Raw genomic sequence first — 24366 nt, 5'->3', positions numbered from 1 at the left:
TTATACCGCTCCTAATAAATAAACTATTGAGAATACAAATATCCATACGATATCTAAGAAATGCCAAAATAAACCTAAATAAGTCATTTTAGTCTTAGTCATCGGTGTCATGCCATGCTTTTTAAGTTGGAATATCATACTAACGATCCATATAAGACCCATAGATACATGAAGACCATGCGTACCAACTAAAGTAAAGAATGATGACAGGAATGCGCTACTAGCCCAAGTATGACCTTCCATTGCAAGCTCATAAAACTCATGAACCTCCATAATGATAAAGCCTAAACCTAAGAAGAATGTAACCCATAAAAATTTAATCACATGATTAATGTTATCAGAATTACGATTAAGCATTGCTAAACCAAAGGTAAAACTACTTACAAGTAGTAGCATAGTTTCCACAAAAACATAAGGTAAGCTAAAAAGCTCCTGAGCATCAGCTCCACCAAATGTATGCTTGTGAAACACCGCATATACAGCGAACAGTGTAGCAAAAAGCACACAGTCACTCATAATATAAATCCAAAAACCAAAGACGTTCTTAGAACCATCAAAGTGATGATGGTCGTCGTGGTGATTGTTATCTGCAGTTACTGTACTCATTATCGTAACTCCCCTTCTTTTGTATATTTACTTTCAACTTCTTTGACTTCTTTTGCTTTCACATAGTAGTCAATACTATAGTCAAAAGATCTGCGTAAAACTGTACCGATCATACCAACAACACCTACAGCAGCAAGCCACCATATATGCCATACCATAGCAAAACCGAATACAAAACTAAATATGCCGATGATTAGGCCTACAGATGTGTTTTTAGGCATATGAACATCTTCATAAGTCTTTTCAGCATCTACAGGCTTACCATCAAAGCTAAGACCTTTTTCTTTTTGTGACCAGAAATCATCTCTATCAGAAACTTCTGGTTCATGTGAGAAGTTGTAGAATGGTACTGGAGAAGGTATAGCCCACTCTAAAGTACGACCAGAACCCCAAACATCAGCACCTACACGATTTTGATCTCTATCACGAATACTTACAATAAGTTGAAGCACTTGGAAGAATATACCTAAAGCTATAATCATCGCACCAAACCATGCTACAACTAATAGTGTTTGGTAACCAGTAGAAGCATCATAATGATACAATCTTCTAGTCATACCCATCATTCCAAGTACGTATAAAGGCATAAATGCTACAAAGAAACCTATAAACCAGCACCAGAAACCATATTTACCTAAACGTTCATTTAAGGTAAATCCGAAGATTTTAGGGAACCAGTAAGTAAGACCAGCAAATGCACCAAACACTACACCACCAATAATTACATTATGGAAGTGAGCAATTAAGAACACACTATTATGCATCTGGAAGTCAACACCAGGTACTGATAATAATACACCTGTCATACCACCTACAGAGAAGACAATCATAAAGCCAACTAACCACAACATAGGTGTAGTAAATGCTATACGACCTCTAAACATAGTGAATAACCAGTTAAATATCTTCACACCTGTTGGTATCGCGATAATCATCGTCATTATACCAAAGAAGGCATTTACATTTGCACTTGCTCCCATCGTAAAGAAGTGATGTAGCCATACCGCAAATGATAAAACTGTAATAGCAATAGTTGCCCAAACCATAGTCGCATAACCAAATAGTGGCTTTTTAGAGAATGTTGCAACAACTTCTGAGTACACACCAAACATAGGAAGCACAAGAATATATACTTCTGGGTGGCCCCAAATCCATATTAGATTTACATACATCATCTGATCACCACCACCTGAAGTAGTGAAGAAGTGAGTACCAAAGTATCTATCTAAAGTAAGTAAACCTAGTGTAACCGTTAATACAGGGAACGCAGCTATCACAAGAATAACAGAACATAATGAAGCCCAAGTAAATACAGGCATTTTCATTAGCGTCATACCTTTGCAACGCATCTTAATGATAGTTACAAAGAAGTTGATACCAGTCATTAATGTACCGATACCTGAAATCTGTAATCCCCAAATATAATAATCTGTTCCGACTGTCGGACTATAAGTTATGTCTGAGAATGGTGGGTAAGCTAACCAACCAGCATGCGCAAAATCACCTACCAATAAAGAAATATTGATAAGCATTGCGCCAACTACGAATAGCCAGAAACTTAATGAGTTCATATAAGGGAATGCTACATCTCTAGCACCAATCTGAAGAGGAATAACCCAGTTCATAAGTGCAAAAATCAATGGCATAGCAACGAAGAAAATCATGATTACACCATGAGCAGTAAAAATCTGGTCAAAATGCTCAGGAATCAAATATCCTGTGCTATCGCCAGAAGCTAATGCTTGTTGTGTTCTCATCATCGCAGCATCAACAAAACCACGAACCATCATCACCAAAGCTACGATTACATACATCGTACCTATTTTCTTATGATCAATAGTGGTAAACCACTCACTCCATAAGTATCCCCATTTTTTAAAATAAGTGATTCCACCAAGTAATGCCACACCGCCGACCGATATACCTATAAACATAACAAGTATGATTAATTGTTGGCTTACCGGTTCATACAAGTATGGAAAAACCAGATGCGGATCACTTAGCTTTCCGATTAATGCTTCTAGCATGCTATTCTCCTATTTACTGTACTACTTTTATTTTATTTATAACTTCTAATATCTTGCAACTTAATTACATTGCCATGTGGTGCATATCACCCATCTTTCCCATGTCGCCTGGCTTATAGTTAGGCATCATATAAGACATGACGATATCACTAAATAGATTCTTATCAACATCTGAATAGTAAGCCACAGGATTAGCAATAGACTGCTTAACAAGGTTACCCCAGAAGTAATCCCAAGTTAATGCTTGATGTTTGCCATCTTGTACCGTAGTAACCCACTTATCAAAGTCTCCTTGATCTACAACATGAGCATAGAACTGCATTTCAGCAAACCCTGTGCCTGTGTAGTTAGCTGAGAAACCACGATACTTACCATTATTTGTCGCAATAATATGCAACTGTGTAGTCATACCAGTCATTGCATAAATCTGACCACCAAGCTCAGGGATGATAAATGAGTTCATCGGAGCTGCAGATGTAATCTTGAAGTTTACTGGGCGATCTTTAGGAAGCTCAAGATAATTTACTGTAGCAATATCTTGCTCAGGATATATAAACATCCATTTCCAGTCCAATGCTACAACATCAATTTCAAGAGGTTTTTTATTTGACTCTAAAGCTTTATAAGGGCTAAGAGAGTGTGTTGTTTTCCAAACCATTATGCCTAATATTAAGATAAGCACAGCAGGTATACCCCAACATACAACCTCTAGCGCTGTACTGTGAGTCCACTCTGGTCTATACTTAGCGTTTGCACCTTCACGGTAGCGCCAAGCAAACCATAAAGTCAATATTATCACAGGGACAACCACTATAAGCATAAGAACTGTAGCAATTATGAACAACTCTTTTTCTTGTGCTGTAATTACGCCATTTGGATTCCAAATACCACCCTTACAACCAGCTAAAGATAGTACAGCCAATACACTCAATAATATAGCTATATATTTTTTTAATTTCATTATACAAGATACCTTTTTTATTATTTTATCTTAAAGTTGCGAATTTTACACACACCTCAACCGAGATACCATATTATACAGTAGCTTACAAAAAAAAACACCCAAAAAAATCAATAAAGATTTAATTATAGGAACCTTTTCGCTATACTCTTGCTACTAAATCATGCTAGAGCAAAGTCACAACCAACATGTATCAAAACGAATTCAAAACTACAACATACATATCTTTAATCTATTGTTTTAGAATGATTGGACTATTTATAATATTTCCGATCTTTAGCCTATACATAAACCACCTAAGTGATGCCACACCATTTCTTATAGGCTTAGCTCTTGGAGTATATGGGCTTACACAAGCAATGCTTCAAATAGTACTAAGTATATGCTCTGACAAATATGGCCGTAAGCCTGTAATACTTTTTGGCTTGATACTATTCATAATAGGTAGTATTGTCGCTGCTCTCTCAACCAGCATTTATGGAATCATCATTGGTAGGGCCATTCAAGGTGCTGGAGCAATAGGAAGTACTCTTTCAGCATTAGTTGCTGATTCTACAAAAGAAGAAAACAGGCTAAAAGCAATGTCTTTAGTTGGCATGTCTATAGGATTTTCTTTTCTTATTGCGATGATGATAAGCTCTATTCTTAATAGCATTATAGGTCTTTCTGGCATATTTTGGCTGACTGCAATTTTTGGCTTCATAAGCATATTTATGCTTAGCAGGATTCCAACACCAAAAACAACAACCTTCCATCACGAAGGGAAAACTGTATTTACACTCTTAAAAGATGTAGTAAGTCATAAAGAATTGCTTAAACTTAACTATGGTATCTTCAGCTTACACGCTTGTTTAACCGCATTGTTTATTGTTATTCCACCTATTATGACAAATATCTTAGAGGTGAAAGCTGATTACCAATGGGTAATATACCTACCTGTTTTAATAATATCTTTCTCAATGATGTTTCCATTTGTTATGATCGCTGAAGTAAAACGAAAAATGCGAAGCTACTTTATAATAGCTGTTGCCATTCTAAGTATCTCGATAGGTCTTCTTACTCTTAGTTATACGCATGTCTTCATACTAAGCGTTCTGCTTACATTTTTCTTTGCTGCATTTACTTTTCTTGAATCATGCTTACCTTCTTTAGTTTCTAAGATAGCTCCTGTTGGTAGTAAAGGAACTGCAATGGGAGTATTTTCAAGCTGTCAGTTTTTCGGAATATTTGTAGGGGGTATGGTTGGCGGCGTAGTCTATCATCACTTTCACATAGCAGGAGTTCTAACTCTTTGCTTAACTCTTGGCATTTTATGGTTGATAGTATCAATAATGATGGCAGAACCGACATATCTAAACTCAAAAATATATAAGCTAAAAAGTAACTCTCATGATGCAAAGATAGCTCTAGAAGAAATACTTGCAGCCCAAACAGGAGTTTATGAATATAACACATGCCTAGATGAGCAAGCAGTTTACATAAAAATTGATAAAAAAGAAATAGAAGAGCAGAATCTGGTTAAAAGAATCAAACACTTGATAAATCTTTAGCTTGTAATTCTTAAGCATCTTTTTAAATTTTACACCAAGAAAAGCCAATAAAGACCTTATACTCAACTCAAAATCTATACTAAATCGGTATACTACAAGCCTTTAAAAACAAGGCTTTCAGCATGATTTTTTTTGTTTTCACAAACTTATGTGATAAACTTTTATTAATTTTTGTTAACGTTAGTTGACTTTTGTTAATTTATTAGATTTTCAACGTCCCAAATAATCCAACAAACAAGTTTTCTAAGTTAGAAAAACAAAAATAACACGACACATTATTTTAAAATACAAGGAGAAGTCGATATGTTACCAACGCTCATGTCTGTTGACCTAGCTAGATTACAGTTTGGTTTAACAGCATCTTTTCACTTCTTATTTGTACCTCTTACATTAGGCCTGACATGGATTATATTCACAATGGAACTGATGTACATAAGAACAAATAAGCAAGTTTATAAAGACATGGTTAAATTCTGGGGTAAATTACTTGGGATTAACTTTGCTTTAGGAATCATTACGGGTCTTACAATGGAGTTTGAGTTCGGTACAAACTGGTCTTACTACTCACAATCAGTAGGTGATATCTTTGGTACTCCACTTGCAATTGAGGCTTTAGCTGCATTTATGCTAGAGTCTACTTTTGTTGGACTATTTTACTTCGGTTGGGACAAGCTTTCAAAGAAACAGCATTTATTCTCTACTTTTTGTATGGCTATAGGCTCTAGCTTCTCTGCCTTACTTATATTGGTAGCAAACGGCTATATGCAACACCCCGTAGGCTCTGAATTCGTAGCTTCTACTATGCGTATGGAAACTGTTAGCTTACTAGATGTATTTATGAACGAAACTGCTCAAACTAACTTTGGCCATGTGATGACAGCAGGTTATACAACTGCTGCAATGTTTGTAATTGGTATAAGTGCGTTCTATCTACTAAAAGGTCGTGATAAAGCTTTCGCTACTAGATCTATAGGTGTAGGTCTTGGCTTTGGTATTGTAACTTGTTTAGTTGCTATGATTTTCGGTGATGCAAACGGTGTTGATGTATTTAAAGTACAGCCAATGAAAATGGCAGCAATTGAAGCTGAGTGGGATACTTCTAAAGCTCCTGCAGCATTTAATGCTGTAGCTCTACCAAGTCAATCAGAGCAAAAGAACAACTATGCCGTTGAGATCCCTACTGTACTTGGTCTTATTGCAACTCATGCAACTGATGTCGAAATTCCTGGTATGAAAGCTATTCTTTATGGAAAAGCTGATGCAAATGGTGATAGAGATCCTAACTTTGCATACTACAGAGATATCAAAACAGGTGTAACTGCTGAAGTTTCTCCAGAAGTTGCCGCTGCAAACCCTGCTAAATATGAAAAAGTTCCTTCTGCTTTAGTAATGATTAAAGATGGTGGCCTTGCTTATGCTGATTTACTAAAATGGCGTGAATCAGGTCATACTGGCGATACTCCTACGGCTGACTACAAAGACTACAACAACCCTCAGTATCAAAGATACATGGGGCATGGTAAGTTCCTTGTTCAAGCAGCTATGGATAAGTATGGAAAAGCAGACTCTGCAAGCATTATCAAAGTTGCTAATGATCCTGAACTTGTAAGATCAGTAGCTACAAATATGACTCCTGATGTAGCTAGCGTATTCTGGAGCTTCAGAATAATGGTTGGTATCGGATTCTTTATGTTTGCACTAATCATAGTAGGCTTAATACTTCTAGCAAGACAAGCCTTCACAAGCAACGCTTTCACAAGATTTGTACTTAAAGTAATGACTTGGTCGATACCTCTACCATTTATAGCGTGTATCGCTGGTTGGTATGTAACTGAGCATGGTCGTCAGCCTTGGACAGTATACAATATACTACCTACAAATATCAGCTCATCAGCTCTTACATCTATAGATGTGGCTACTTCAATGGCAATCTTTACGCTAATTGATACAGCTTTATTTGCAGTGTTAGTATTCTTAATGTTTAAGTTTGCTCGTCTTGGCCCTAGTTCTCTTGGCTTAGGTAAGTATCACTTCGAACAAGATAGCGAAAATTTAAAAAAGGGAGATAAATAAATGTTTTTAGATATTTTACAAATCCTCTCTTGGCTAGTTGTTGGAATATTGATATTCCTTGTAGCTGGCACTGTTGGATTTGACTTTGGTGTAGGCATCTTAGCTAAGTTTGTCGGTAAAAATGACTATGAAAAAAGAGCTATTATCAACACGATAGCTCCAACATGGGATGGTAGCCAGGTTTGGTTTATCGCAGCTGGTGGTGCTATATTTGCTATATGGCCACAAGTTTATGCAACAAGCTTCTCTGGCTTATATATTGCTATTTTAGTAGTACTATGGGGTTTATTTTTACGCCCTCCTGCTCTTGAATATCGCAAAAAGATTGATAGTCCTAAGTGGCGTAACTTCTGGGATTGGATGCTAGTTTTAGGTAGCATAATTCCTATGGTAGTGATGGGTGTAGCGGTAGGTAATCTATTCTTGGGTTTCCCTATCTCTTATGATGATACTTCTCGTTTAATCTACGGTACTATCACAAATGGAGCTTACCAATCTATGTGGGTAACACTTATATACCTACTAACTCCATTTGCTTTGCTATTTGGTGTATTTGCTCTGGTAATGGCTCTTATGCATGGTTCAGCTTATGCTAAGCTTAGAACAAAAGGTGTACTTAGAGATAGATTTAGATCTATAACAACTGTTATGGCTAGTGTGTATATATTACTATTTGTAATTGCTGGTATTTGGATTGCGTTTATACCTGGTTACCAATATACTCCAAGTGCTGACCTTGTAAATATGTCTGACACTTTACACCACCCATTTACTAGCGGTGTAGTAAGCATGGATTACTCATGGTACTACAACTTCTGTCACGCTCATATTTGGATGTGGTTCGCACCAGTACTAACTGTAGTATGTGCAGGACTTGTAATTAAGTTTAACAGGCAAGATAAAGATGGTTTAGCTTTCTTATCTAGCATGGTATCTATACTTTGTGCTGTATTGACTGTTGGGTTTGCATTATTCCCATTCATTATGGTTTCAACTGTAGGTGATCATCTGTTTAGCTTGACTGTATATAACTCTAGTAGTAGCCAAACTTCATTAGTTGGTATATTATGTGCTGCAGTGATTATATTACCTATCATCTTTAGCTATACTTTCTTTGTATACAAAAAAATGTGGGCAAATGGTCGCAGAATATGTGCAGAAGAAGTTAAAGAAAACTCACACGATATGTATTAAGGAGATTATTATGTATTATCTATATTGGTTCTTATCAGCATTTTCAGCAGTAGCTGTTGGTTGTTTTGTAGCAAGCAGAATTGATAAAAAAGAAGATTAATTCTTCACTCATCTTTAAAGCCTATGCTTTTTAATCAAAAAGCTTGGTAGAATATCTCAAAATAATTTTTTTTAAATTTTATGCCTCGAATTTTAATAATTTTATTCTCAATTTTACTAAGTGACTTTAGTTATGCCTTATTAAGAATTGGTACAACAGGTGACTATCCTCCTTTTTCTGAATACAAAGAACAAACCAGAGGTTTTAAAGGAAAGGATATAGGCATTATCAAAAAATTTGCTAAAGCATCAAATGAACCTGTAGAGTTTGTAAGAACAACTTGGAAAACTGCAGGAAAAAACCTTAAAGATAAAAAGTTTGATATTTTCGTAGGCGGGATGACAATAAACCCTGAGCGTAAGAAAAATTTTGTATTTTCAACGCCTTTAACCTCTTTTCATAAAGCCGCCATGACCCAATGCAACAATCTCAACAAATACAAATTCTTTGATGATATCGACAACCCTAAAACCCTAGTAATAGAAAACCGTGGTGGCACCAATGAAAAAATTGCCTTAGCTAAATTAAAAAAAGCTAAACTTTTGATTATTAACGATAATCAGTTAGCCATAAAATCTCTGACTGAGGGCATTGATGGCATATATCCAAATATAATGTTTACTGATACATTAGAAATACACTATCAGCACTCAATAAATCCCAAGCTATGCAAAATACTTGTAGATTTTGATAAGAAAATATCTTATAAGGCTTTCATGTTCAATAAGAATGAAAAAGGTAAAATACTAGCAAATAAATTTGATAGATGGTTAGATAATAATCCAGAAATATTAAAGAGCTATCAATACTCTGCAGTTTAATTTATACAACTGCGATTACAACTCTATCAGATAAACATCTTTTCTTGAACTTACTATTAACCAAGTGGTTATAACCTATTTTCTAGCGAATATGTCTGTAATAAAGTCTACTTAACTTATAAGCTTTAATATATCTTTATTTTATTTATTATCTCAACAGCTTCTCTAAGAGTTTCTTGATCAATAGTTAATGATGGGAGCAATCGAATCGAGTTGTTTCTAGTTTTTACGGCTAACAAACCCAAGTCAATTAAGGATTTATAAAAATTCTCAAAATATTCTGGATAAATTTGCAAAGCTATAAATAAACCTTTGGCTCTAATTTCTTTAATGTATTTAGAGTCTATTTTATTTAATTCAGATATAAAAAAACTACTTAAAACCTCAGATTTCAATGCCAAATTTTGCTGTTCTAAGAGACATAGTGCCTTATAGCCAACTGCGCTTGCTAAAGGGTTTCCCCCAAAAGTACTTCCATGATCACCCGGACTTAGAACATTCATAACTTTTTCTTTGCCTAAGAATAATGATACTGGTAAAACACCCCCTCCTAAAGATTTACCAAGAGTTATTCCATCAGGACTCAAACCATAATGCTCCATAGCAAAATTTTTTCCAGTTCTACCCATTCCTGTCTGGATTTCATCCAATATAAATAAAATATTTTTATCTTTACATATTTTTTGGCATTGAATCAAATAATTAGGATCTGGAATTATTACTCCTGCTTCACCTTGGATTGGTTCTATAATAATTGCAGCAGTATTATCGTTTATAGCAGCTTTTAATGCTTCAATATTATTAAAAGGAATAGATTTAAAACCTGGGGTCAGAGGACCAAAATTAGCCTTATATTTTGCTTCTGAAGAAGAGCTAATTGCCGCAATTGTTCTGCCATGAAAACTATTATCAAATGTAATTATTTGCGCTCTATCTTGTGGTATTTGTTTTTTTATATAAGCCCATTTTCTAATAACTTTTATAGCTGTTTCAATAGCTTCAGCACCACTATTCATTACTATAGCTTTATCCATATTTGTTAACTCGCAAGCTTTTTTTAAGAACATAGATAAAGGTTCATTATAGAAAAGTCTCGAAACAATCGATACTTTTTGAGACTGTTCAATTAAAGCTTCAAAAATTTCTGGATTTTGATGTCCAAAATTTGTTGAAGAGATTCCTGTTGCCATATCAATATACTTTTTACTATTAATATCATAGACATAGCTACCATCCCCTCTAACTATATTAATATTGTAAGGATTAATTATATTAGCACTGAATTTATCTATTATTTTTTTAGCATCCACTTTCTGATCCATAATTCTAATTTATGACTAATTATACATAAAAACATCATTTTGCTGAATAATTATTCACCAAAATATAAAATCATGTTATTGTAATTTAAAAATGATTATAAAGAAGCATATGAAAAAAAGAATTTGTATAGCAGGAATGAATGGTTATACCGGCCAGATTTTAAAGAAACTGATAAATAATCATCCAAATTTTGAGCTAGTTGGAAGCTTAGGTCTATCATCAAATAAAAAAGATCAATATAGATATTTTTTAGATGACTTAAATAGTGAAAATTTCGATGTGGATTTTTTATTATTAGCTACACCTGCAGATATTTCTATAGAAATCGTAGATAAAATCAATCAAAAGAATATAAATACAAAGATTTTGGATTTGAGTGGTGCTTTTAGATTAAAAAAAGAAGATCTAGAAAGATGGTATGGCCTGACACACTCGATTCCTGCTTTTGATGACGGCGCTAAATATGGCTTATCACCATATGTGAAGTTTTCTGATAGAGACACTTTAATAGCTAACCCAGGCTGTTATGCTACCTGCATTCTATTGTCAATTATCCCTCTATTAAAAAATAATTTAATTAAACCAGATAATATTATTATAGATGCTAAATCTGGAGTTTCTGGTGCTGGTAAAACACCTTCTTCTGAACTAATGTTTTCAGAAATGCTAAATAATTTTTATCCATATAAAATTGGCAAGCATCAACATACTCCAGAAATATTAAAATATTTAGCAGACTTCAATCTGGAAGAGGATAATTTTTTCCTCAGCACAAGCATGTTGCCAATTCACTCAGGCATTTCAATATCTATTTATGCAGACCTTAATTTCAGTAAGGATATGTTAAATAATAATGACATTAAAAGAGTAATTAATGAAGCATATGACAATGAATATAATAACTACCCATTGTTTAAATTTATAGATATGACGAAACAAAGTAATGAAACATTGCTGTCATTTTTATCTATCAAAAGCGTTGTTAATACTCCTAATACTCAATTAGGTTTTTTAGTCAAAGGTAATAAAATCATTATCTTTGCATGCATAGACAATTTATTAAAAGGTGCAGCTACTCAAGCGCTTGAAAATTTAAATAATTATTATGATTTACCTGTAGATACAGGATTATAAAAAAGGAGATGGATATGGAGAGTTTATTTAGAACTAAATTGCCAAAAGGGTTTTTAGCAGGCGGTATTAATAGTGGGATAAGGCTTTATCGTCCAGATCTAGGAGTTATAGTATTAGATAAAAAAGCTAAAGCAGTTGGAGTCTTTACAAAAAACAAATATAAGGCTGCTCCTGTGCGTTATTGTATGGAGCTTTTACCAGCTGATAATATTAAAGCGATTATCACTAATAGTGGTCAAGCAAATGCAGCAACTGGGGAAATAGGAGTTAAGCACAACAAACAAATAGTTGAGACTCTAGCTCAAGAGCTTAGATGCTCACCCGAGCAAGTTTTGATAGCTTCAACAGGAGTTATAGGACAGCAAATGCCTATTGATAAGATAACAGCTGCAATACCAAGACTTACGACAAGTTTATCAAATATCGCAGATAAGTTTGCACTGTCAATTTTGACAACTGATTTATTACCAAAATCAATACATAAAAAAATAAAGCTCTCAGGCGGTGAAATTACGATTACTGGAATTTGTAAAGGCTCTGGGATGATTAATCCAAATATGGCTACCATGTTAGGCTACTTTTTAACTGATGTCGATTTAGATCTTAATTTAGCTCAACAGTTACTAAAAGATTCAACGGATAATAGCTTCAATATGATCTCTGTTGATGGTGATATGTCAACGAATGATTGTGTATTTATGTTAGCAAATGGGGCTAGTGGCGTAAATCTCTCATCTAAGGCTGATATCGAAATATTTAAACAAGCATTACATGAAATAGCAATTATTTTAGCTAAAAGTATTGCTAGGGATGGTGAAGGTGCAACCAAGCTTATAGAAGCTAAAGTAAATGGTCTAAATGATCAAACAATAGCTAAAGAGTTAGCCAAAAAAATAATTTCCAGCCCATTAGTTAAAACAGCCATATATGGGCAGTCTCCAAACTGGGGTAGGGTCTTAGCTAAAATAGGTGAAGTTGAAATTGATGAGGAAACTTTAGCAAGTTGTGAGATTTATATACAAGGAGAAAAAATATTTACTCAAGGTTTACCAGTTTCTTACGACCTATCAAATCTTAAAGAATCCATGAAAGAGGATACGATAGGGATTGATGTTACATTTTCACAAGGAAATGAGAATGTAACTGCATGGGGTTGTGATCTAACTGAACAATATGTGGATATTAATGCGGGGTATTTATCATGAAAAAATTAAATAATAAAAGAATATTAATTAAACTAGGTGGTTCTATTCTTGAAGATAATCAGGTTATGAAAAATTTATGTCGTGATGTGAGAAGGTTAAAGGATGAAGGGGCTCAAGTAATTTTAGTTCATGGTGGCGGCAAATATATTACCAAAACTTTACATCAGCACAATTTAAAGACAAATTTCCTTGAAGGCTTAAGAGTCACTCCTAAAGAACATATGGAACTGATTCAAATGGCCTTGTATATGGTCAATAAAAAAATCACTAAAACTTTTAGTAGCATTAGTTTAGAAGGTGTTGGTATTTCTGGAGAGGATAGCAACCTTCTAACTTCTAATTTTATTGACAAAGATAAGTATGGTTATGTAGGTTCCATCAAGGAGATTAATCCAAGTATTATTTTGAAAACACTTGCTCAGGGGTTAGTCCCTATAGTTTCAACTATCAGCCTTACTGATACCTATGAATCTGTAAATGTTAATGCTGATAATGTTGCATCAGAAATGGCAATAATATGTGATGTTGATGAACTTATATATCTAACAGATCAGGAAGGCGTTTTGGATAAGAGTGGAAAGTTAATACCAAATTTAGTCACAAAAGATATTGAAGAGCTTACAGTAAATAAAACTGTTATTGGAGGTATGGGAATCAAATTAAATTCAGTAAAGAGTTTTTTAAACTGCTCAAAGAAAAATATTACGATATTAAATGGTAAACAAGAAGAGATTCTATTAAATAAATTTATAAAAGAAGGAGAAGGTAATTATGGAACAACTTGCAGATTTTGATGTATATATGGGTGAAAATAATTTATCGTTTAATAACCTATTATCTGGCGCCGAGGTAACTAACAGCGATTTTGTAAAGATCATTGCTACAGCTGAACATATGAAATTAAACCCCGAAGAATATAAGAATGCTTTAACTGATAAGATAATAGCCTTAGTTTTTGATAAACCATCGTTAAGAACACGCTTTAGTTTTTCAGCAGCTATTACAGAAATGGGGGGAAATATTATAGAAAGTGTTTCTACCTCAAGAAAGCAAGAAGAGCCAAAAGATTTCATAAGAGTTTTGCAAAACTACTGTTCAGCCGTTGTGATTAGAACATTTAATGACAATGATTTAGATGAGATGATAAATTATTCTACGGTACCAATTATAAATGCTTTAACTGATTTATATCATCCATGTCAGACTTTAGCAGATCTATTAACATTAAAAGAAAAGTTTGGTGATTTAGAATCTTTAACTATTACTTACTTAGGAGATGCAAACAATATTCTTTATAGCTTAATGCTTATAGCAAATGAGCTAAAGATCAAGGTTAACTATGCATGTCCCAAAGGTCATGAGCCTAATTCGATAATATTAAATCAATTAAAAGATCAAAGTTTAATAAAAGGCTTTACAGATCCCAAGAGTGCTGTAATAGGCAGTGATGCTGTATATACCGATGTATGGGCTAGTATGGGCTTCGAGCCTACAGATGAGTCTTCTTTCAAAGGATATCAGGTAAATGAAGAGCTCATGTCACATGCCAATAATGATGCTGTTTTTATGCATTGTATGCCGATGCTAAGAGGCAAAGAAGTAAGTTCTACCTTACCGGATAATGATTGTTCTGTAATTTTTCAACAGAGTTTAAATCGAAAGTATGTACAAAAAGCGCTTCTATATTTGTTACTAAAATAAAAAATTCAAGTTCTGATCTATCTTATCAATTTAAGACATTTTATAACTTCATTTCTACTTATACATCTAGTTAATTTAGGATCATCTAATTAATGCTAGGATGTTTACTTTTTTCATTATAGTAAACATCCATATGCTTATCATGAACCAACTACCCTTTAAGCTTCGAAGAAACTCTCACAAGCAATTTATAAAACCTATTTTTTGCAGCAATTAAAAACCCTGATTATGAATATTTATTTTAATTTGTACTTTTTATATGGCATTTTATCTGATAATATGAATAAATAATCAAAAAGACAAGTAAAAAAACTATGCCTAAAAAATATCAAAAAGTTGCCAGCCATGAGGCTAAAAAAGGTGAATTCAAACGTTGCCTATTACTATATTCGGGAGGTCTTGACACTTCTGTAATGCTTAAATGGATTCAAGAAAAATATGAGGTTGAAGTTATTGCATTAACTATAGATATTGGGCAAGTAGCTGACAACCTTAATGAAATAAAAGCTAAAGCTCTTAACTTAGGTGCTAAAGATGCTATAGTCTACGATGCAAAAACTCGTTTTGCTGATGAAATTATTAGCCAAGCAATTAAGGCTAATGCAGACTATCAGGGAGGATATGCTCTTTCTACCCCTCTAGGTAGAGTCATAATCTCTGAAGTAGCAATAGAAGTAGCTAAAAAATACGACTGTCAAGTGATTGCCCATGGTTGCACAGGCAAAGGAAATGATCAGGTTCGTTTTGAAAGTTACTTAACAACTCTTGATGATAATATCAAAACTATTGCCCCAGTTAGAGAATGGGGAATGGGAAGAGAAGAAGAGTTGGAATACGCAGAAAAGCATAACATCCCAGTAAAACAACAAAAAAGCAAACCCTACTCATACGATGAGAATATGTGGGGAAACACCGCAGAAGGTGGTGAAATTGAGGACTCAACCCTTATAGCTCCAAATGAAGATATATTACAATGGTGTAAAACCCCAGAAAAAGCTTTAGATGAAAAACAAAATATCACTTTAACTTTTGAAGAGGGTCTGCCTGTCAAATTAAACGACCAACTACTACCATTAGCTGAACTCATATTAAAATGCAATGAGATTGGTGGTTCTCATGGTGTTGGTGTATTTAACTTGATAGAAGATAGATTGATAGGCCTAAAAGTTAGAGGAATATATGAAAACCCTGGTGCTAGTATCATAATCTCAGCCCATAAAAAATTAGAGCAATTAGTTTCAACTCGTGAAGAAAATGAACTAAAAACTTTTATCGATACAAAATGGGCTTATCTAAATTACGCCGCTCAATGGTATAATCCAGTAATGAATAACATTCATTCATTTATAAATGAACAAAATAAAAAGGTAACAGGTGTTGTGACAATATCTTTATATAAAGGTAACCTTGAGATTGTAGCTGTTGAATCTCCCTTTTCGTTGCTTAAAGCTGAACTTGCAACTTTTGATGCCGGTGGTGATTTATTTAACCACAACGCTTCTGCTGGATTTATAGAGTTGCATAGCTTATCTCAACGTACTGCTTACTCAATCATGAAAAATAAGAAATAATTTTATGAATAAAAAACTATGGCAAATGAGCTCAGATCAATTACTTAATATTGTTGAAAAATATACCGTAGGTCAAGACTATCTGTATGACCAGAGACTTTTAAAATATGATCTACAAGCGAGCTTAGCTCATGCAAAAATGTTATCAAAAACAGGTATTATAAACGACAATGAGCTCACAGAGCTAGAGCAAGGCTTGAATGAAATTCAAAACCTTTCTGAGAATGGTAAATTTAATATAACTCAAGATCAGGAAGATGGGCATACGGCTATAGAGCAATATCTTTCAGCTCATTATGGTGAGATTGGTAAAAAGATACACACTGGCAGAAGTAGAAATGACCAGTCCTTAGTAATGCTTAGGCTTTTCATGAAAGAAAAGTTAAAATCCATAGGTACATTGATTAAAGACAATATTAGTACTTTACGTAAAAAAGCCGAGATACATTTTGACACATTAATGCCTGGCTATACTCATATGCAGAAAGCTATGCCAACTAGCGTTGGGACTTGGCTCAATTCATTTGCCGACAGTCTAGAAGATACTCTTATACTAATTGATGCTACCAATAAAATAATTGACCAAAATCCTTTAGGTTCTGCGTCAGGTTTTGGAATAAGAAATTTTAAAAATGATAGAGCCTATACTACTGAAATTTTAGGATTTACTAAAACACAAGAAAACCCAATATATTGTGCTTTTTCAAGAGGGTATTTTGAAAAACTAATACTCCAAACTCTCTCTAATCCTATGAGTATTTATTCTCGCTTTGCAAATGATATGATGATATTCACGATGTCCGAATTCAAATATTTCAGCTTAGATAATTTGTATACTACTGGCTCATCGATCATGCCACAAAAGCGCAACTATGACCTCTTTGAAATTATGCGAGGCAATGCAAAGCTCTATCATGGCTTTATGCAGCAAATTAACTCAATAATAGATAGCGTCGGTAGTGGCTATAATCGTGATTACCAGCTAACCAAGGTACCTTTTTGTGAAGCATTAGAGCTTATAGAGGATACCTCTATACTAATTAGTTCAATAATCACAAATTTGAATGTTCATGAAGAAAAGCTTACCCAGGCTATGAGCTCAGACTTATATGCTACCGAAGAAGTTTATGGACTTGTTGAAAAAGGGGCATCCTTTAGAGATGCTTACATATCAATCAAACAAAAGCTTAATAACTAAAGCCTGTTAGTAATCAAATTTCTATATTAAGCTTTTGAAAAAAGGAATTCCTCAATATTGTCTCTTAATTTCTCTATATTTTTTATAGTCGAGGGAGCAATAAACAACGTATCATCTCCAGCGACGATTCCAATTATACCAAAACTATTTTTATTGTAGTCCAATACTCTAGCTACGAGCTGAGCTGATCCCGGCGCAGTTTCGATAATAACATTCACTTCATTTGCCATTATTTTCATTATCAAAGAAGATATATTATCAGACATTAATGGTGGTGCTGGCTCATCAGGTATCTTATATACTAATGTTTTTTGGTTATTCTTAACCTTAATAGCACCAATGTTTTTAAGCAATCTGTTTACTTTTGATTGACTCACTTCATAACCAAGCTGAGACAGCGTAGTACAGATATCATTTTGTGAAGAAAACTCTTTACTTAATATAAGTTGCTGTAGGTCATATTGAATATCAGATTTAGTCATAAATTCTTGGTTTCACTATTTTACTAAAATATAACCTCTATTATAGTGGCATTCACCCTAATTATCCAAGTTAAAACACTAAGCTAATTCAATAGGATCAATATCAAAATATACTTTAATAACACTAGATACATCATTTAAAGCATTTTCTCTAACCCAACTTACTATACTGTTTATCTGTTTACGATTACTCGATGTCAGTAGTAAACTATAGCGGTAAGTATTATTTCTCTTTAAATGTAATGCAGGCAATGGTTTTGATATTTGAACCTGCTCAACTTTTGCTAGCTTAGCATAGAGTTGATTTAAGAATTCCAGTACTACTTGCTCATTACGAGATTCTGCTAAAATTTGTGCTTGAAATGTGTAGGGTGGATACTTTGCATATTCTCGCTGTTCAAGTAAGTAGTCTAAAAAGTTCAAATAATCACTACTAACCAACAATTGTAACAACTTATTTTCTGGCTGATATGTTTGTAACAAAATCTTGCCTGGTTTATCTGCCCTTCCTGCTCTTCCTGAAACTTGCACTATAAGTTGAGCTGTTTTCTCTATGGCATGAAAATCTGTACTGTAAAGTCCAGCGTCAATATTTATGAGTCCGACTAATGTGATATTTGCAAAATGGTGTCCTTTAGCAATCATTTGTGTACCAACAATCACGTCAACCATATTTGAACTAATCATTTTGTTAACTTCATCAAGGTCATCTATTGTTTTTATATTGTTACGATCAAATCTTATAATCTTATTATATGGAAATTTTGACTCTATGCGAGATTGAACCTTTTCTGTACCTGTACCATATGTGAAAAGCTCTCCCTCATCACAAGATTGACAGCTTGTAACAATTGGCTTGCGTGTACCACAGAAATGACACTGTAAATACTGATAAGGGTGTGTATGTAGTGTATATGGTTTATCACATTTTTCACACTCCACAGCAACATTGCAGCTTTTACAAACCAATGCTTTAGCAAAGCCCAACTTATTTATAAAAACTAATGATTGACTATGAGCGTTGATGTTATTCCCAAGTTCATCAAATAACATACTACAAATACCATTATCAACAATTGATGATTTAAGATCTATCAATCTGACTTCATTTGAAAAATTATTTAGAGCTTTAGATTTAAGCTTTAGTAACTCATATTTGCCTACTTTACAGTTAAAGTAGCTTTCTATCGATGGTGTTGCACTACCTAAAACTATAGGAATATCAAGCTGGCTAGCCCTATAAATAGCAACATCTCTAGCATTATAGCGAATCGTACTAGATTGTTGTTTGAAAGAACTATCATGCTCTTCATCAACTATAATCATACCTAGGCTCTTAAAATCTGACAATACTCCACTACGAGTTGAAATGACAATATCAGCTTCACCATTACGAATATTTAACCAACTTGTAAGGCGAGTTTTTTCTGAAACTTTTGAATGTAGCGTAACAATCTTGTTAGTAGGAAACCTTAGTTCAAAGCGTTTAAGAGTCTGAGGTGTAAGGTTTATCTCGGGAATAAGCACCAAAATCTGTTTGTCCTTATCAAGCACTCTTTGAATAGCTTGTAAATAAACCTCTGTTTTACCACTCCCTGTTACACCATATAACAAAAAAGTCTTAAAACTAGCTTGTCTTGATATTATTTCAAAAGCAGTTTGTTGATCTTCATTAAGCTTTTTAGCTATGTCTTGATCACTGTTTAAACTAGCTATACTTTTTAATTCTGTAGTTTTTATAAGTATATTTTTATCTATTAGACGAGTAATAATATTGAGTGAAAACCTAGACTTTAAGTCTTCATACTTAATTGCTTGATCCTCTTCAAAGACATCTAATACTGCTTGTTGCTTTACTGTAAGTCTTGCCTCTTGTGTTTGAGAATTTTTAAGTATAAAAGTCTCTTTTTGAGGCTTTATTATTTCGCTTTTGAAAAAATCATTAGGTAGAGCTAAACGAATAGCATTATACAGATCACAACAATAGTACCCAGCTATCCAATAAATAAGTTTCTGTATTGCAAGACTTATAGGGCTATCTATTATTTTAGTAATTGGCTTAACTTTCTCTACTGGATAATCAATAGAAACATCTTTAACTACAACAAAACCAATAAGCTGGCGTTTTCCAACTTGGACAAGCACTCTGTCAAAAAGATTTACTTCACTATCGATACTATAGTCTAATAGATAATTAGGAGGAACTTGTAAAGCAACTTTGACTATCATTTTACTTTGGAAGAATGTTTATGCCAATAGTAAAAACCATAAACTGCTGTTAAGAAAAATATGAAGTTTTGTATCGTTTGGCCATGTAAACCTTGCTGGTACATCACAACAACAAAATACAAATCTGAAACTATCCAAATAATCCAATTTTCCATAAATTTTTCAATAGTCATAATCACAGCAACAAATGTAATACCTGTGAGCAATCCTGTAGATAAAATATCTTTTGAACCTGTAATATAGTTAAAACCAACTCCTAAAGCACAAAGCACTATAAGATAACAAATATAACGAATATAATCTTTCGCTTTCATCCATCTTATGACTTGATCGCCCTTATCAATACCTTGTGTATACCACTTATACCAACCGTAGCTAAAAAATATAACATATACACACTGTAAGAGAACTAAAGAATAGGTTCCCTTAATAGCAAAAAGAATTAGTAACAATACCGCTCCGACAATACCTAAAGACCATGACCATATTTTTAGTCTAGCCAAATAAATAGTGTATAGAACATTGATTATCAATGCTGAGTAATCTAGAAAACTTATAAACATTTAGTCACCTTCAGCTTTAAAACAGTCATATAGTTTAATATCAAGGTCTTGATACAGATCTGATTTAACTGTATTTAATGCCGTAACACAAGAATTTTTTAAACTTAATGTAGGATTGAAAGCGATATATATCTTTCTCAAACTAAGATCAAAAACATCGCAATTTAAATAACAAATATCATGTGCTCCTATACGGACAATGTTTTGCTCCTCAAGGGTATACAGTATAGATTTTATCTTATCATAGTCAGCAATATCTAGCCTCTTATATAGGTCATCTATAGATACTCCATTAGATAAATCTTTCTGTGCTTTATATAACTCACTAAGCATATTTATGCTTATGCTTAAATCATCATTTTTAACTTCTCTTTTAAAATCAAAAGTGATTTTCATATACTGTATTGCTCTGATCATCACAGAACCTAAAAGAGTAATATGCCAAGTTAAATATACCCACAGTATAAATATAGGAATTAAAGAAAGTGAGCCATAAATAACAGAATATGTCGGTACATAAATCATGTATAGAGAAAATATTTTCTTCGCCACAGTAAACACTATTGCTATCATAAATGCTGAAGCTAAAGCTATAGAGGAGCTGATCTTTGTGTTTGGCAAAATCTTATAAACTACAAAAAAACCACCTGTTAAAAACATCAGCGACAAGGCACTTAAAAGATACTGCTCTAAACCGACATCCTTAAAATAAAAAGTCATCGAAAGCACATAAGTACTCGAAATAAATATAAAACCAAGAAGCAATGGCCCCATTGACATTAAAGCCCAATAAACAAGCAGACTTTGTACCAATGAGCGTTGTTTTTTTACATAAAATATTTTATTTAAAGTTTTCTCAAGTCTTTTTATCATCATAAAAATAACTATCAATAAAACAAACACCGAAGTTACAGGTAGTGTAGTCATTTTGCTTGAGATAGATACAATATACTGTTGAACTGTGTTTGCAGTATCTGGAAGCATATTAGAGAACAAAAACTGCTGAATCTCACCAGAAAGATGATTAAATACATTAAAAGTATTCAAAATATTTATTATAATAAAAAAAGTTGGTACTATAGCAAACAAACTTGCAAGAGTCATCGATGCTGCTACAGTGGGGCAATCTTTACGAAGATACTCTTTTATAACCCAAACCCAGTAGTTTTTAAACACTGGTAAATATTTTTTGTATAATTTAATATCAAACATAGAAGTACAGCAATGAAAAACATACTAATACTATACTACAGCCAAGGTGGAAGTACAAAGAAAATGGCTGAAACTATTGCTCTTGGAGTAGAGGCTACAGGTGCAACAGCTATTCTCAGAACAGTGCCAAATCTTTCCGCAAATACAGAGCAGGTAGACCCTGTTATTCCTGAAACAGGCGACTTGTATGCATCTAAAGAAGACCTTATAAGCTGCGACGGCCTAATTGTAGGCTCACCAGCATATTTTGGAAATATGGCATCTCCATTAAAGTACTTCTTAGAAAAGCATGCCGATGTTTGGTTTAAAGGGAGCTTAATAGGTAAACCTGCAGGCTTTTTTACCGCAGCATCAGGAATGCATGCAGGACATGAAAGCACTCTTCTATCAATGATGATACCGTTCATTCATCATGGCTGCTTAATTGTTGGCGTTCCGTATAGCGAGCAAGCATTAGAAACCACTCGTACAGGAGGTACTCCTTATGGGGCCTCTCACCTAAATACATTTTCTACAAACAAAACGCTATCTGACGATGAAATCAAAATATGCAAAACACTTGGCAAAAGAGTCTCAGATATAGCATCTAAACTTTCAAACTAAGGGTTTATTTATGAAAAAGATATTCTTTTTATTTTTTCTTGTAACAACTCTTTTAACGAGTTGTGCTAGTAATGATCCTAGCTATTCTGCCAGCTCAATCGGGCAGGTCTCAAATGTAATGCAAGGAAAAATCATAGATATCCAAAAAGTAAATGTAAAGGGCAAAGATAATGTCGGTGCTCGTGTTGGTGGTCTTGCAGGTGGACTTGGTGGCGCTCTAGCTGGTAGTGGAAACATGCTAACAAGCATAGCTGGCTCAATTGGAGGTGCTCTAGTTGGTGGTGTCGCAGGTGGGGCTACAGAAAAAGCAATCACATCCTCTACCGCATTTCAGTTTGTAATCCAACTAAATACTGGCAAATCTATCGCCGTACTTCAAGAAGAGAATAAAGGTTTAAGTGTCGGTGATGAAGTAACTATATTTGAATCAGGAAATAACACTCGAATAGTCCCTATATCAACAAAGTAAAGTTCCTAACAACTATTCAAATCAAACCTAAATCTATTGCCTTCATCATAACTATAGCCTAATATAAATGTATGTACTTTATATTTTACATAAATACTTCTAACACAGGCTGCTATAAATATGTATAAAGAAAGATTAAAAGCTCTAGGCATTTCAATTTGGTTTATATGCGCATTCTTCTACGCACTTGAATACTTTATTCGTTCATCTAGCGGAGCTCTTTACGACTCATATGCTGTTCTTCCCTATAACATGTCACCTGAGCAAATGTCTTTATCTAGTTCAGCTTTTTACCTAAGCTATGTAGTTGCTCAGATCCCATCTGGAATGTTAGTTGATAAATACGGTATCAAGAGAATTATGATAGCTAGCTCTATAATATTCTCAATTGCAATTTTCATAGCATCTATGTCAACCTCTCCCAATATGATTATCTTATATAGAGTGCTTGCTGGCATAGGTGGTGGATTTGCATTTTTGTGTGCATTAAAAAGTATTGCCCTATGGTTACCAGACCGTTATTTCCCAATATTTACTGGTTTTACACAGTTTTTTTTATATCTTGGTGCAACACTATCTGCCGGTCCTTTGGTAATTATGGCTAAATATACCTCTATATCCGTAATAATGAGTGGTGTATTTTTAGTTTCCGTAGTGTTACTTCTATTTAGTATTTTTGTAATCAAAATTCACCCTAGCTACGAAACTAAGCCAGCAATACAAAAAAGAAAAGTTAGCGCAGTCCAAAACCTTTTAAAAATCATGAAAAATGAACAAATATGGCTTCACGGTTTTTACTGCTTTACTATATATGGAACTACTGTTCTATTTGCAGACTTATGGGGAATCCGTTACCTTGGTTTAATAGGATTCTCCCAAGAAACAGCTGGGCTATGTACCTCTTTAATCTTCATTGGTATTGCTATATTTAGTCCCATATGGGGAATAATTGCAACAGCTATAAACAGTGAAGCTAAGCCACTGATTTTTGCACCTTTGCTAGGAATATTTGTAGTTATCTCTCTTCTTTACCTAAATACCAGTCTATATGTAGCATTTATTTTATGCATACTTTTTGGTGGGATACAGGCTGTCCATGTGCTTAATTACTCTTCTTTACGAAAGAGTGTCGCTCCTGTCCGAATAGCTACTGCACTAGCTTTAGTAAATATGTTTTTGCCTTTAAGTGGTGGTGTTTTACAGCCTGTTACCGGGTTTGTTATCCAAAGTCTAGGACACCATCATGGTGACCTATACTCATTCCAGATTGCTCTATGCATTATTCCTCTACTCATGCTTTTATCATTTATCATTGCTCTTTTTATAAAAGATACAAATGACTAA

General features: G+C 33.9%; 22 protein-coding genes. 14 read left to right on the top strand and 8 right to left on the bottom strand.

What is annotated here, in order from left to right; genetic code table 11:
- From cyoC to cyoA, 3 genes are all read right to left on the bottom strand, one after another.
- The gene (cyoC, locus tag FLM55_RS06810) at window positions 1-606 is read right to left on the bottom strand and encodes a cytochrome o ubiquinol oxidase subunit III (RefSeq protein ID WP_112870664.1); all 606 of its coding nucleotides are present in this window, start codon (window positions 604-606) and stop codon (window positions 1-3) included.
- Window positions 606-2633, bottom strand: coding sequence for a cytochrome o ubiquinol oxidase subunit I (gene cyoB, locus FLM55_RS06805; RefSeq protein ID WP_178948595.1), 2028 nt, complete (start codon window positions 2631-2633; stop codon window positions 606-608). Before cyoB ends, cyoC begins: the two co-directional genes overlap by 1 nt.
- A 64-nt stretch (window positions 2634-2697) precedes the next feature.
- Entirely contained in the window at window positions 2698-3594 is an 897-nt protein-coding gene (gene cyoA / locus FLM55_RS06800; protein WP_178948594.1) for a ubiquinol oxidase subunit II, read from the bottom strand.
- A 188-nt stretch (window positions 3595-3782) separates the two neighbouring features.
- Between cyoA and FLM55_RS06795 the strand changes: the two genes are divergently transcribed.
- From FLM55_RS06795 to FLM55_RS06775, 5 genes are all read left to right on the top strand, one after another.
- A complete protein-coding gene (locus FLM55_RS06795) occupies window positions 3783-5144 on the top strand; it encodes an MFS transporter (protein WP_178948593.1) in 1362 nt (453 codons plus the stop codon).
- 303 nt (window positions 5145-5447) lie between these two features.
- The gene (locus FLM55_RS06790; protein ID WP_178948592.1) at window positions 5448-7217 is read left to right on the top strand and encodes a cytochrome ubiquinol oxidase subunit I; all 1770 of its coding nucleotides are present in this window, start codon (window positions 5448-5450) and stop codon (window positions 7215-7217) included.
- Complete coding sequence (cydB, locus tag FLM55_RS06785) at window positions 7218-8411, top strand: cytochrome d ubiquinol oxidase subunit II (protein ID WP_178948591.1); 1194 nt, start codon at window positions 7218-7220, stop codon at window positions 8409-8411.
- A 10-nt stretch (window positions 8412-8421) separates the two neighbouring features.
- Window positions 8422-8511 (top strand): cytochrome bd oxidase small subunit, CydX/CbdX family, encoded by a 90-nt coding sequence (locus tag FLM55_RS06780; protein WP_178948590.1) that lies wholly within the window; start codon window positions 8422-8424, stop codon window positions 8509-8511.
- Between the two features lie 80 nt (window positions 8512-8591).
- Window positions 8592-9332, top strand: a complete 741-nt coding sequence (locus FLM55_RS06775) for a transporter substrate-binding domain-containing protein (RefSeq protein WP_178948589.1) — start codon at window positions 8592-8594, stop codon at window positions 9330-9332.
- A 125-nt stretch (window positions 9333-9457) separates the two neighbouring features.
- On the opposite strand, the gene rocD is transcribed toward FLM55_RS06775, so the two are convergent.
- A complete protein-coding gene (gene rocD, locus FLM55_RS06770) occupies window positions 9458-10654 on the bottom strand; it encodes an ornithine--oxo-acid transaminase (protein ID WP_178948588.1) in 1197 nt (398 codons plus the stop codon).
- A gap of 109 nt (window positions 10655-10763) precedes the next feature.
- Here rocD and argC point away from each other — a divergent pair, with 109 nt between their 5' ends.
- From argC to argH, 6 genes are all read left to right on the top strand, one after another.
- The gene (argC, locus tag FLM55_RS06765) at window positions 10764-11789 is read left to right on the top strand and encodes an N-acetyl-gamma-glutamyl-phosphate reductase (RefSeq protein WP_178948587.1); all 1026 of its coding nucleotides are present in this window, start codon (window positions 10764-10766) and stop codon (window positions 11787-11789) included.
- 14 nt (window positions 11790-11803) lie between these two features.
- Window positions 11804-12994 carry a bifunctional glutamate N-acetyltransferase/amino-acid acetyltransferase ArgJ gene (gene argJ / locus FLM55_RS06760; RefSeq protein ID WP_178948586.1) on the top strand — a complete coding sequence of 397 codons (1191 nt, stop codon included), beginning with the start codon at window positions 11804-11806 and terminating at the stop codon, window positions 12992-12994.
- The gene (gene argB / locus FLM55_RS06755; RefSeq protein WP_178948585.1) at window positions 12991-13788 is read left to right on the top strand and encodes an acetylglutamate kinase; all 798 of its coding nucleotides are present in this window, start codon (window positions 12991-12993) and stop codon (window positions 13786-13788) included. Before argJ ends, argB begins: the two co-directional genes overlap by 4 nt.
- On the top strand, window positions 13766-14695 hold the full coding sequence (locus FLM55_RS06750) for an ornithine carbamoyltransferase (RefSeq protein WP_256868861.1): 930 nt from the start codon (window positions 13766-13768) through the stop codon (window positions 14693-14695). The genes argB and FLM55_RS06750 overlap by 23 nt, the downstream gene beginning before the upstream one ends.
- Before the next feature lie 314 nt (window positions 14696-15009).
- Window positions 15010-16266, top strand: coding sequence for an argininosuccinate synthase (locus tag FLM55_RS06745; RefSeq protein ID WP_178948584.1), 1257 nt, complete (start codon window positions 15010-15012; stop codon window positions 16264-16266).
- A 4-nt stretch (window positions 16267-16270) separates the two neighbouring features.
- Window positions 16271-17464: an argininosuccinate lyase gene (argH, locus tag FLM55_RS06740; RefSeq protein ID WP_178948583.1), complete on the top strand. Its 1194-nt coding sequence runs from the start codon at window positions 16271-16273 to the stop codon at window positions 17462-17464.
- 26 nt (window positions 17465-17490) lie between these two features.
- Here argH and FLM55_RS06735 read toward each other — a convergent pair whose 3' ends face one another.
- The 4 genes from FLM55_RS06735 to FLM55_RS06720 form a co-directional block, all read right to left on the bottom strand.
- Complete coding sequence (locus FLM55_RS06735) at window positions 17491-17946, bottom strand: ArgR family transcriptional regulator (RefSeq protein ID WP_178948582.1); 456 nt, start codon at window positions 17944-17946, stop codon at window positions 17491-17493.
- A 78-nt stretch (window positions 17947-18024) separates the two neighbouring features.
- A complete protein-coding gene (gene priA, locus FLM55_RS06730) occupies window positions 18025-20175 on the bottom strand; it encodes a primosomal protein N' (protein WP_178948581.1) in 2151 nt (716 codons plus the stop codon).
- Complete coding sequence (gene pnuC, locus FLM55_RS06725; protein ID WP_178948580.1) at window positions 20172-20738, bottom strand: nicotinamide riboside transporter PnuC; 567 nt, start codon at window positions 20736-20738, stop codon at window positions 20172-20174. Before pnuC ends, priA begins: the two co-directional genes overlap by 4 nt.
- Window positions 20739-21950: a YihY family inner membrane protein gene (locus FLM55_RS06720; RefSeq protein ID WP_178948579.1), complete on the bottom strand. Its 1212-nt coding sequence runs from the start codon at window positions 21948-21950 to the stop codon at window positions 20739-20741.
- Between the two features lie 12 nt (window positions 21951-21962).
- Between FLM55_RS06720 and wrbA the strand changes: the two genes are divergently transcribed.
- The 3 genes from wrbA to FLM55_RS06705 all read left to right on the top strand — a co-directional run bounded on the left by wrbA (window position 21963) and on the right by FLM55_RS06705 (window position 24366).
- A complete protein-coding gene (gene wrbA / locus FLM55_RS06715; protein WP_112870682.1) occupies window positions 21963-22553 on the top strand; it encodes an NAD(P)H:quinone oxidoreductase in 591 nt (196 codons plus the stop codon).
- Window positions 22554-22563: 10 nt separating this feature from the next.
- Window positions 22564-23022, top strand: coding sequence for a hypothetical protein (locus tag FLM55_RS06710; protein WP_178948578.1), 459 nt, complete (start codon window positions 22564-22566; stop codon window positions 23020-23022).
- 120 nt (window positions 23023-23142) lie between these two features.
- Window positions 23143-24366, top strand: a complete 1224-nt coding sequence (locus FLM55_RS06705) for an MFS transporter (protein ID WP_178948577.1) — start codon at window positions 23143-23145, stop codon at window positions 24364-24366.

The organism is Francisella sp. Scap27, from assembly GCF_013394105.1.
In the GTDB taxonomy this organism is placed as follows: domain Bacteria; phylum Pseudomonadota; class Gammaproteobacteria; order Francisellales; family Francisellaceae; genus Francisella; species Francisella adeliensis.
The sequence above is the reverse complement of the archived record's forward strand: the minus strand, read 5'-3'. Positions and strand labels throughout refer to the sequence as shown.